At 35.4% G+C, this 12042-nt stretch carries 12 protein-coding genes and 1 other RNA gene; 1 reads left to right on the forward strand and 12 read right to left on the reverse strand.

Annotated elements, in window-relative coordinates; all coding sequences use genetic code 11:
* From CN288_RS26960 to CN288_RS26965, 3 genes are all read right to left on the reverse strand, one after another.
* A partial coding sequence (locus CN288_RS26960; protein WP_255260066.1) for a Cna B-type domain-containing protein occupies positions 1-1598 on the reverse strand: 1598 nt, incomplete at its 3' end.
* Positions 1599-2008: 410 nt separating this feature from the next.
* Positions 2009-2158 carry a hypothetical protein gene (locus CN288_RS29165; protein WP_155924364.1) on the reverse strand — a complete coding sequence of 50 codons (150 nt, stop codon included), beginning with the start codon at positions 2156-2158 and terminating at the stop codon, positions 2009-2011.
* A gap of 387 nt (positions 2159-2545) precedes the next feature.
* On the reverse strand, positions 2546-3175 hold the full coding sequence (locus CN288_RS26965; RefSeq protein ID WP_090693698.1) for a TetR/AcrR family transcriptional regulator: 630 nt from the start codon (positions 3173-3175) through the stop codon (positions 2546-2548).
* 1034 nt (positions 3176-4209) lie between these two features.
* On the opposite strand from CN288_RS26965, the gene CN288_RS26970 reads away from it, so the two are divergent.
* Positions 4210-4563, forward strand: a complete 354-nt coding sequence (locus tag CN288_RS26970) for a YkgJ family cysteine cluster protein (RefSeq protein WP_026594100.1) — start codon at positions 4210-4212, stop codon at positions 4561-4563.
* Positions 4564-4925: 362 nt separating this feature from the next.
* Here CN288_RS26970 and ssrA read toward each other — a convergent pair.
* The 9 genes from ssrA to CN288_RS27010 all read right to left on the reverse strand — a co-directional run bounded on the left by ssrA (position 4926) and on the right by CN288_RS27010 (position 11905).
* Positions 4926-5284, reverse strand: a transfer-messenger RNA (tmRNA) gene (gene ssrA / locus CN288_RS26975).
* Between the two features lie 127 nt (positions 5285-5411).
* Complete coding sequence (gene smpB / locus CN288_RS26980) at positions 5412-5879, reverse strand: SsrA-binding protein (RefSeq protein WP_017153345.1); 468 nt, start codon at positions 5877-5879, stop codon at positions 5412-5414.
* 171 nt (positions 5880-6050) lie between these two features.
* The gene (rnr, locus tag CN288_RS26985; RefSeq protein ID WP_090693702.1) at positions 6051-8435 is read right to left on the reverse strand and encodes a ribonuclease R; all 2385 of its coding nucleotides are present in this window, start codon (positions 8433-8435) and stop codon (positions 6051-6053) included.
* A gap of 328 nt (positions 8436-8763) precedes the next feature.
* Positions 8764-9504 carry an alpha/beta hydrolase gene (locus CN288_RS26990; protein WP_139265596.1) on the reverse strand — a complete coding sequence of 247 codons (741 nt, stop codon included), beginning with the start codon at positions 9502-9504 and terminating at the stop codon, positions 8764-8766.
* Positions 9470-9676 carry a hypothetical protein gene (locus CN288_RS29170; protein WP_176527754.1) on the reverse strand — a complete coding sequence of 69 codons (207 nt, stop codon included), beginning with the start codon at positions 9674-9676 and terminating at the stop codon, positions 9470-9472. The genes CN288_RS26990 and CN288_RS29170 overlap by 35 nt, the downstream gene beginning before the upstream one ends.
* A 9-nt stretch (positions 9677-9685) precedes the next feature.
* Complete coding sequence (secG, locus tag CN288_RS26995; protein ID WP_026594097.1) at positions 9686-9919, reverse strand: preprotein translocase subunit SecG; 234 nt, start codon at positions 9917-9919, stop codon at positions 9686-9688.
* Positions 9920-10012: 93 nt separating this feature from the next.
* On the reverse strand, positions 10013-10705 hold the full coding sequence (locus CN288_RS27000; RefSeq protein WP_026594096.1) for an LrgB family protein: 693 nt from the start codon (positions 10703-10705) through the stop codon (positions 10013-10015).
* Positions 10702-11070 (reverse strand): CidA/LrgA family holin-like protein, encoded by a 369-nt coding sequence (locus CN288_RS27005; protein ID WP_026594095.1) that lies wholly within the window; start codon positions 11068-11070, stop codon positions 10702-10704. The genes CN288_RS27000 and CN288_RS27005 overlap by 4 nt, the downstream gene beginning before the upstream one ends.
* A gap of 289 nt (positions 11071-11359) precedes the next feature.
* Entirely contained in the window at positions 11360-11905 is a 546-nt protein-coding gene (locus tag CN288_RS27010) for a hypothetical protein (RefSeq protein ID WP_026594094.1), read from the reverse strand.
* Positions 11906-12042 lie beyond the last annotated feature (137 nt).

The following is a 12042-nucleotide window of genomic DNA, read 5'->3' on the forward strand; positions in this document are numbered from 1 at the left end:
TCTACTTTTGGTTTTTCTAAATTATTTTCTTCTTCCGTTACATTTGGTTTTTCTAGAGCCTGTTGCCCTTCTAATTCACCAATCGTTTCCCATCCACCTGGTACTTCTTCGTCTTGTAGTGCATCGTGTATTTTTGTATTTACAATATCATATCCTTTAACTTTAGATTGATATCCCTCTACAGGGTGTTCTCTTACCTCATATTTATACTCTTTCCCATCCGAGTCGTATGCCGCTAGATTGTTAAACTCATATTTCCAATCACTTGCTGCCGATACTTCTTTAGTTGTAATTATTTTCCTATTTTGTAATAAGTCTACTTTAATTGTTCCTGGGCGATCTTTTACCTTATCGCCTTTCCATGTTTTTGTTCCTGAAATGGATATAGTTTTCACTTTATTTGAAATCGGCAACTTAACTCCATTTGCCTCATTTGATTTAACTTCAAAACTTACTTTTTTCTGAGGATCAAAGTCAATATAATTTGGGGCTGAAACTTCTTGCACATAATATTTACCTGGTTGTAAATCAGAAATTTCAATTATCCCTTTGTCATTTGTTTTATAAACATCTCCAATTTGTTCTCCCGATTCTTTATACAACTTAAACGAGACGTTCGGTATTACTTTTTCTTCATCACCTTCAAGATGCTTAACAATTCTTACCGTTCCTTTAGGAGGTAAATCGCCTTGAATGCCACTGCCAGATGTTATATTTTCGACTGTAGCAGTACCCGACTGAGAAACCGGTTGTTTATGTAGAATCTGATAATCAGCCTTATAATCATTCTTGAAAGATTCTTGGCTCTTTCCGCTTTCTGTTATAATACTTGCATAAGAAACGTTAAAAGACCTTGCACTTCCCATACTCCAGTTAATCACGACTTGAAATGATCGATTTTCGTCATTAAACTTAACATATCCATAACGTTGATCTTGAAATTGTTTAATAGTTAACTCCTCTCTGTCATTAACTATTATTCGAAAACTATCTTTATTAAGTGTTTGACCTTCCTGCAAACTATCAGACACAACAATATCTCTACCTAAATACTCTTTCTTGTTGTTTATCCTCAAACCCCAACGCACTTCATCGGGTTTACTTGGTTGGATATAACCCGTTTTGCCGACAAATGGGTCAGACCCTGTACTACCACCGCTAGAGCTAATAATCATGACAGTTTGTTTATCTAAATTCGTACCTAAATTTGTTTCAACATTTGTTGTTTGTCCTACACCATTAGCTTGAACAGTAAAATAAAAATGCCCTCTAATATTTTGAAGTTTCTCCACCATATCATTAAATGTACATACCACTTTACCTCCAGTTACTTTACAAGAACCAAAATTATTCCCTTGCTCATCATTTAATGGAATCGTTCCCTCAAATCCCGTTAACTCTCGAGGCAGTGCTAATGTTAGCGTATCTCCAGACTTCATATTATTTCCAGATTTATCACTGAAGGTTACATTTATTTTAGCCTTATCCCCTTGCTTCATCGTTTTTTTATCAATCGTAAAACTATCCACAAATCCTGTTGTACTTAACTCTTGTGCACTTGCTATTATAGGCAACAAACTCTGACCTATAGTAAACATAAAAATCATTATAATTGAAAAAATCGAAGTTATCCTTTTTAAATACATACATTCTCTCCTATTGTTGCTATGGGTACATTCCGTTATAGCAATTATTCTATTATTCAATGTCACTGATATATATTAATGATTTAGCAATAAATCTTACCGTCTGTTCTCTTTTTTGAATCCTGCTACTGTTTAGATAAAGTAACACTTTCATCCATATAAGTATTCCTTATCTATCCTATGATTCTCGCTGTTTTTACATTTAAAAGTATGATGTCCGACCTTTAAGGGGCATAAATCAGATTCCTATTACAATTAATACCCTTTAAATTTTTATTTATATATGAATTCAATATTAAAATGAAAATAATGGCTCAACATTTTTCTTGTCATATTAATGATATTCCTAAAAAATACTTTCATCATATTCTATCTGCTTCGTCTAAGAATTTTTTGTACGAAGAATTATCGTTTAACTCTTTCGAAAATGTCTCTGCTAATTTCCCGCTAGGATTCGAAACTACAATACTATTACTTTGGACTTTCGCTACCTTCTCGATTAATCGCTCCAATAGAAAAGTATCCTTCTTCAGGTGCGATCCTTCTACATTTAATTAAGACTCGATAACGATTCAATCCAAACCCTTAAAAATTCCGATCTCTTCCCTGTACCTGAGATAATGGTCAATCCCATCACCAAAAGGAATTATATATGAAAAATTACTTGTATGTTCTTCCATCCAACTATCACTATTCAAATTTAATCCTTCTATTTAATGAACTGCAGTCGCAGATGCCTACAAAAAACCATTAGGAAATACTGTATTATTCATTTTTCCACTCTGTTAACTACAAGAAAAGACTATTAACTCGAAGTTAATAGTACCAAAATCATTAATATTTGGCAATTTATTCTTTTTAAAAATAAAAAAAGAGCTAATTGATGCTTAAAGTATCAATTAGCTCTTTTTTATGTAATTTGCAATCGATTCAATTGTCATTTCCATCATCCGTTCAGCTGAAACGCATGTTTCTTTTTCTAAATAGCGCTCTCTCGTTGCAAGACGCTGAGCCATTGCCATAAGAGTGTTAGCAGTCCATATAAATAGTTCTTTTCCACTAATATCTGTCCGAATGTTTCCTTCCTTTTGCCCTCGCTCAAATAGTAGATATAAAACCTCTACGATTCCCCAAATTTTCTCTTGCACCGATCGGACTTCTATGATTTCAGGATATTGTGTTCGATAGTAAGCTTGAAATCGAAGAATATCCCTTTTTGTTTTAAGAAAATCAAGACAACGTTTTAAAAATAATAGAATCTGTTCGTAAGCTGGAACATCATCTGAAAAACCTACAAAAAGCTCTTTCATCTCAAAAAACAACATATTATGTACTTCGAAGGCGATTTCATCAATAGATTTATAATATTTATATAACGTAACTTTACTAATTCCAGATTCACTAGCTATATCACTCATGTTCACTTTCAGGAAATTTTTTTCCAAAAATAATTTCCTTGATGCTGCCAGCACTTCTTTACGACGTTTATTTCTTTGCTCCTCTAATTCCTCATTCCATTTCGAGCTCAACCTAAACAACTCCCGATATTTACTAAACACATAAAATCAAAATTACAATATTATTTTGTTAAATTCTAACAATGTGTTTCATTGATATATATCAATATTACTTTTATGAATTTATCATAAATTACAAATACAAACAACAAAGGTTTATAATAAGTTCCCCTATCTTCAAACTCTGTCTTTTCACTTATTGATAAAAAACAGTTTGAAATCCCGAATAACACTATACTTAGTGGCTATTTTTATCAAACGTAAATATAAATTATCAATCTTTGTTACAAATTAACAATTATCCCATATTCGTCCAAAAATAAATCTTCTTTGTTTTATGAATTCAATAATAACAAGTGTGTAACCAAATTTAATTTTCAAATCATAACATACCCACTAATACCTATAGATAATTAGATATACTCCATTTTTAGAACCATAAGTTTGCCGTGAATACTGTTGGTTTGTATTAAAGTTTGATTAAAATGCTTGGGTTATTTGTTGCTAGTGAATAATTTTTTATAAAAAAGTTTAATCATTTTTCTACCTGTGTTTGCTCCACAATCGCGCCCTTTTGTAGAATAAGCGAATCATAAACCATTTTGATAAGTCTATTATACATTCCAATAATACGCATATTCATGATATCTTTTTGATAATAGTCGAAATGACCATTATCGATCATCTTCGGAAAGCACTAATCCAACTTTAGCAATTGGGAATTTATAAACTCCCATCTTCTAATGATATTAAATAATAATTATTTAAATTTTGAATTTTTCACTAATTTTTGCTATAATGGTATTAAGGATAATATTTATAAGTTTTGGCCTTGCATTTATTGTTTTATATTCAATTGTTATGAGCCTCTGCGTGCTCTGACTCTTTCACAATAATAATTTTTAAAAGCCTCGCATTTTTGCGAGGCTTTTTTCATTGTGCAAATGGGCACTGCCAACATTTTAGACGAGGTAAAAACCTTACTTATTTATCGTTATATTTTTATTATTTTTATATATTAAATAAATTATTAGGGGGCTGTATATATGGAAATCTTACCATGTAAAGGGTGTAAAGGGTTGTGCTGCGGTCCAGTTCCTGTCACTGAAAGCGAATTTAAGAAAATAAAAAAGAAAATAAAATCAATGCCTACTAAAATGCGTTCAGAGCTAGAGAACCAAAAAAGATATTATGGAACATGTATTTTTTATGATCTAAATAAAGATAGATGTGGAATACATTCGGTAAGACCTGAAATATGTCGAATGTTTGGATATTACAAAGAACTAGTTTGTTTTCGGAAACCAGGATTAGCAACAAAAAACACGGATCAATCTGATAAAGAAAAACATGTTGGAATTTTAACATTAGATTTTACATGGAAAGATTTTCTGAAATGAGAAAAACCTCTCTAGTATAGACTTCGAGGGGTTCTGAAATCATAAAACGAATCTAGTCTTATTCAATTAAATGGCCCTTTAGTGGAGTAACTTTATTGCCGCTCAACAGTTCCTTAATCCGCCTTTCAGTTCAGATTTTCTTTTCACTATAAAAACATCCCTTTAGATAAACAGATCCAAAGGGACAAAACATCGCGTCTTTTTTATAAACACCGTGACATTATTTAAAAGCGACATTAAAAATATTCTTCAAATCCTGGAAGCATAAGTTGGCCGTAAACTAAAAGAAGCATAAGTTAACCAAAACGGCCAACTTATGCTTCTTGTTACAACACAAAATAAAAAAACCACCAAATATGTATTGGTGGAGACGGTGGGAGTCGAACCCACGTCCAAAAGTATTGGCACTTAAGCTTCTACGAGCATAGTCGATATATTGGCATTTCGCAAACTCTTCGGCCTATCGACAGGCTTCCAAGTCGCTAGTCTGATTATTCTCTTCCTTCGCCCTCAGACGGCGAACTCCGGCGTAGTCCACTTAGTTTGAGTCCCTTACCCTACCACATGGACGATGGAGGGAGGAACCGCTAAGCTGTATTAAGCAGCTAAAGCGAAGTTGTTTTGTTGTTTGCCAGTTATTGGCTTTGACGTTTTAACGAGGCCGATCCCCTCGACTCGCAACTTAAGCTCAAACTACCCCTGTCGAATCCGTAACGTCCCCATATAAGAAATGGAGCATACGAAGTATATTCGTGATAGCTACTCATGAGCTGTTTTTCAATGTTCAACTGGCCTTACAAAAATTATTATATCATACGTTTGTTATTTTACAAATGTAAATTTCTGTATTACATCTTTTGACGATCGCGGAACGCGCGAGCAATTTCACGTTTTGCTTCTTTCTCTTTTAAATCATGACGCTTATCATATTGTTTCTTACCTCTTGCTAAACCAAGTGCCATTTTTGCAAATCCATTTTTCAAATAAATTTTAACTGGAACAAGCGTATAACCTGTTTCTTTTGAATAACCGATTAGCTTTTGGATTTCTTTCTTATGAAGAAGTAATTTTCTTGTGCGAAGCGGATCATGATTGAAACGATTCCCTTGTTCATACGGACTAATATGCATATTATGTACCCAAACTTCACCATTATGTACACGTGCGAAAGCATCTTTTAAGTTAACACGTCCAGCGCGAATAGACTTAATTTCCGTTCCTTGAAGGACAAGCCCTGCTTCGTATGTTTCATCGATGAAATAATCATGAAATGCTTTTTTATTTTGTGCAATAACTTTACCGCTACCTTTTGGCATCTAACGTCCCTCCTCTATTTGTACTATTTTAACAAAAGTTATTAAAAGATGGAAGTGGCTCGCTCAGAATGTGTGGAAGAAGCGAAGCCGTCGAACATTCTAGCCACTGGAGCTGGATTATTAAAAAGCGGAAGTGGCTTCGCTTATGTGCCAAGCGAAGCCACCCCTTTCTTACTTACGCTTTTTCTTTTTCTTCTTAAATCCTGGGACATTTTCAAAGAATGGCTTTTTCTTTTTACCGTTACCATCCTTTTTCCCCGGACGACCAGAAGCTCCTTTTCCGCGGCTGCCGCGTTCATTTTTGCGACCATTACCACGTTCTTCGCTACCGCGACCATTACGTCTCTTTCTACCGCCTTTTGGCTGCTCAATCACAACCGGACGATCTTTGAATTTGCGTCTTGGGCTACCTTTCATGCCGACGATTTCAAAATCAATTGCACGCTCATCTTTGTTTACATTAATAACGCGAATTGTGATTTCATCACCGATGCGGAAAATGTTACCTGTACGTTCTCCAATCATCGCGAAGTGCTGTTCGTCATAACGGTAGTAATCATCCGTTAAATAGCTAACGTGAACAAGACCTTCAATTGTATTCGGAAGCTCTACGAACAAACCAAAGTTTGTTACAGAACTAATCATACCATCGTACTCTTCACCGATCTTATCAAGCATATACTCAGCTTTTTTCAATTCATCTGTCTCACGTTCCGCTTCAACAGCACGACGTTCCATATTAGAAGAATGCTCTGCAATATCCGGTAACTTTTCACGCCATTTTGCTTGTGTTTCATTATCGATTTTACCGTTAATAATGTATTCACGAATTAATCGATGCACAATCGTATCTGGATAACGACGAATTGGTGATGTGAAATGCGTATAGAATTCCGTTGATAATCCGAAGTGTCCTAGGCTATCTGCATCGTAACGAGCTTGTTTCATTGAACGAAGCATAACTGTTGAAATAACCACTTCTTCAGGTTGGCCTTGTACCATTTCAAGAATTTGTTGCAGGGCACGAGGATGTATTTCATTCGCACGTCCTTTTACCGCATAACCGAAGTTTGTGACAAACTCGAAGAAACGCTCTAATTTGTCTTCTTTCGGATCTTCATGGACACGGTACATAAACGGTACGTTCATCCAGTGGAAATGCTCGGCCACAGTTTCGTTCGCTACAAGCATGAACTCTTCAATTAACTTTTCTGATACAGAACGGTCTCGCATAACAACATCTGTTGGTTTGCCTTCTTCATCTACTAATACTTTTGCTTCTTTAAAATCAAAGTCAATTGCACCGCGTCTCATACGTTTTTCACGTAAGATTTGTGCTAACTGCCCCATTTCTTTGAACATTGGTACTAACGGTTCATAGCGCTCAATTAACGCTTCGTCTTCATCTTCTAAAATACTTCTTACATCAGCGTACGTCATACGTTCTGTTGTTTTAATAACACTTTGGAAAATTTCATGGCTAACAACATCACCAAGATTGTTAATTTCCATTTCACAAGATAGTGTAAGACGATCCACTTTCGGATTTAATGAACAAATTCCGTTTGATAAACGATGCGGAATCATCGGAATTACACGGTCAACAAGATACACACTTGTTGCTCTTTCTGCTGCTTCCACATCAATCGGAGATCCTTCATGGACATAATGACTTACATCCGCGATGTGAACGCCAAGTTTATAATTACCGTTCTCAAGTTTTGTTACTGTAACAGCATCATCTAAATCTTTTGCATCTGCGCCGTCAATTGTAACGATCATTTGATCACGAAGGTCACGGCGATCTTTTAAATCTTCTTCTGAAATCGTTTCTGGTACACTGTTCGCATGTTCCATTACATCTTCTGGGAATGCGAGTGGCAAGTGATGTTTATGAATAACAGATAAGATATCTACCCCTGGGTCATTTTTATGACCAAGAATTTGAATCACTTCACCTTCCGCACTTAAACGATCCTGCGGATAGCTTGTAATTTTCACAACAACTTTATGCCCTTCTACCGCACCCATAGATGCACTTTTCGGAATAAAAATATCACTTGTCCAGCGTTTATTATCTGGAAGAACAAATCCGAAATTTTTTGACTCTGTATATGTACCAACTAACTCCTTCGTACCGCGCTCTACAATACGAATGATTGTACCTTCTTGGCGTGATCCACTAGATTGTGAATTAATACGTGCTAATACTGTATCGCCATGAAGTGCACCATTTAATTCTGTAGGCGGAATAAAAATATCATCGTCCCCTGTTTTCTTCTCTTCTGGGACAACAAAAGCAAAACCACGTGCATGTCCAATTAATTTACCGCGCACTAAGTTCATCTTTTCTGGAAGGCCGTAGCGATTGCTACGTGTACGAACAACAAGTCCTTTCTCTTCCATCATAACTAGGGCTTTTACAAAATCTTTAAAGCCAGCGGAATCTACAATACCAAATGCCTCTTCTAATTCTTGTATCGTTAGCGGTTTATACGCTTCTTCTTTCATAAATAACAACAACTTATCAATATGTTCTTGAATAATCTCTTCCAAGCACAAATACCTCCTTTAAATCCTCATATTATCTAGTGTATCCGAAAGATGATGGATGTATAAAGTGAAACTTCTATAAACACTCGTTTTTCATCATTTATTCTGCTGCGGAATCCTCATCTTAAACCTTTCTTTCTATATCAACTTCGATTTATTTGAACCTAAGTTCCGGCTATGAACATAAAAGAAGATTCCCACTCGTTTTCTCCTTCTATTTTCACGCGGCACGGTGCGAAAAAAAGCGCTGACCACTTATCCATCACCTGGTCCTCTCCCACCCTAAAAAGAATGGTTTTCATACCTCATGAAAAAAAGAGGCAACCAGATTTCACCAATCTAGTTGCTCCAAGAAGTTATATACATCTTCGTGTAGCTCATCACGCTGTTTATCAAGCGTAATAACATGAGTAGAGTCTTCATACCACTTAATTTCTTTTAACGTGGATTCTACACCGTTATAGATAATGTTTGCACTGTCTGTATTAATCATTTCATCATGGCGTGCTTGTACAACAAATGTTGGAGCATAAATCATATCGACATTATTGCGTACGTCACGAATTAAGTCTTGCAGTGCTTTTAATGTATTCATTGGTGTCTTTTTAAATTCCATCATTTCTTCTGCAATTCGTTCTGGTGACTTCTGCTCACGCTTTTTATATTCACGTGCATATGCCAATATCCCCTGGTACATAATTTCTTCGCTCTTAATGTACATTGGCGCACACATTGGAACAGCCCCTAAAATCGGTAATGTATAAGCAAGTTTTAATGAGAATACACCACCAAGCGATAATCCAACAGCCGCGATTTTCTCATATCCTAGATCTTTCAAATGTTGATAAGCAGCCATAACATCTTTCCACCAATCTTCAGGGCCTGTGTGAACAAGCTGCTCTGGTGGTACACCATGACCTTTATAAATTGGGGCGTGGCAAGTATAGCCTTTTTTCTCTAAAAAACGCCCGAGCATACGTACATCAGCTGAATTTCCCGTGAATCCATGTAGTAATAAAACAGCACGGTCCCCACCCTCAAATGTAAATGGTTTCGGAGATGCTAATTTCATCATCTTCTTCTCCTCTTTCTCTTCTGTAATCTAGTCGTATTGTTTCTATCCTTAGTTTACCATAGTTCCATTTCCATAATCTAATTAGAAACTTTTTCTCGATAATAAAAAAGAAGAACCATTCACACGAATGTGCAAACGCTTCTTCTCTTTCCATATCTGTAAAACGCAAGGCCTTTACTTATATGCTTAAGTAAGTAACTCCAATTGTTAGTGCGAAAAATAGTACAGCTACAACAACTGTAATGCGGTTTAATATCGCTTCAATTCCACGTGCTTTTTGTTTACCAAATAATTGCTCTGCACCGCCTGAAATTGCACCTGAAAGGCCTGAACTATTACTAGACTGCATAATTACTAAAACAATCATTAAAATCGATACAATAATAAGTAAAACTGATAATAACGTATGCACTCGGCGTACCTCCTACAAAGATTCAGTTAATTTAACTGTAGCACAAATCTAATAGAAAAGCGAGAGCTGTTCGATGACTCTCACTTTTCCATATTATATAAGCAAGCCCGCAAATAACGGTCCTAGTAAACAAGTTAAAATAGCCGTCAATGTCATTGTTACCGATCCAATGACACCTTCATGTTCATTATTTTTCATCGCTCTCATCACACCCATAATATGTGATGCACATCCAAAACCGATTCCTTTACCAACAGAATTTGTAACGCGGCTCCATTTCAATAAAAGAGGACCCGTAATTGTTCCTGTAATCCCTGCTACAACAACGAACGCTGCTGTTAATGATGGAACGCCGCCAACTTGCTCAGATACACTCATGGCAACTGGCATTGTTACGGATTTTGGTAAAGAAGATAAAATTAAGCTTTTATCTGTCCCCATAAGCGTTGCAATCACTAAGTCACTTGCAATCGCAACCGTTGTTCCGACTAATACACCACCCGCAATCGGTACAACATATTTTTGCAACACATGACGCTGTTTATATAGTGGAATTGCAAATGCTACAACACCTGGACCAAGCAGTTTCGAAATCCAGCCGCCACCACTTTGCATGTATGCTTGGTATGGTATATCCAGCACAAGTAACAAGACAATCATTAATGCTGTCGCTACAAGCATTGGAATGGTAAATGGTGTTGGTAATACTTTATAAATCTTTTTAGATAATTGATATAATAACAATGTAAGAATAACCCAACCAATTCCGATTAATATTTGACTCATCGCATTTCTTTTTCCTTTCTATTCGCAAGATATTGTCCTGTATGTCCTGCGACAATAATAATTAAAAATGTACTCGCTACAATCGTAATGAAAAGAGAAATTCCTTTACTCATAAAAAAAGCACCGTAATTCATTAAGCCAATCGTTGGCGGAATCAATAAAAACGGCATAATAGCAACGAGTGTTTCTGCTCCTAAATCAAACCATTTCACAGGAAGAACCTTCATGCTGAGTAAAATAAGTAATAGAAACATCCCAATCAAACTTCCTGGAATCGGAATATCTACCATTTCTTGTACCCATGTTCCAATCATGTAAAACACGTAAAGAGCTGCAACTTGGACAATAATCTTTGTAAATTTCATGTTCATCATCCCTCATGTTTATACGATCTTCTGTTTTATATCTTTATCATAGTATACATTGTAAAAACCTGCAATTTATCAACTTGACAACAAAAACGGCATATGTTACACGCTTACACCCTTGATATGACTGCGTTTTTGAGCGGAATTTACGTCAAAAACATTGACCTAAAATATAAAGTTTTTATTTTCTGAATTTTACGAGTTGCTATTTTAAGAAAGCAATCTCCATCAAATTGGATGTTCTCAAAACATAAAAAGAACAANNTTGTTCTTTTTATGTTTTGATTTATATTTTATATAGTGCCTGATATACTACATCACAAAACTCTTTACTCCCATGCACTATGAAATTTATCTTGCTTGCAAATTCGATTGTTAACATCCAATCTTTATTTCTTCCAATAAGCCCAGTGTAACTTGTCCCTCCTTCAACTGCTCTGTTTTCTGTTAATAAGTAATACAATGGAAATAGTGCATAATTCTTTTCCGCTCTCTTTAAGCTATATGTCCCAATACTTTCTATTACCCTTGCAATATTATCGTGAACATTTACGTTAAAATAGTAGCATCCTTCATTTATCCCTGTTTTTCTACACCCTTCCAATATAGCTGCATTTAGCTCTTCTGGGGAAAAAGCCGCCGGTTTAGGGTTGTGGACAATTGAATAGAATGTTGTATAATGTTTGGCTAGATTGACTGAATATAAAATAGTCTTTACATCAAAGTAGCAGTCTTCTATAAAATCAATTGGAAAGATATACTTTTCTAACCATTCTGTAATTTCGTTAGATTCTTCACTATCTATTGCTGTACTCAGTTTAAACATTCCCATCACTCTATTCCCTCTCTCGATTAAATATTTTTTATTTATATCACAGGTTCATTATATTAGATTCTCTTATTAACATTTACTCATATGCATTACAAACATATAAAAACCCCCTATCACAATGAAGTGAACCCTGAAAA

It is taken from the genome of Bacillus sp. AFS023182 (assembly GCF_002560575.1).
Lineage (GTDB): Bacteria > Bacillota > Bacilli > Bacillales > Bacillaceae_G > Bacillus_A > Bacillus_A arachidis.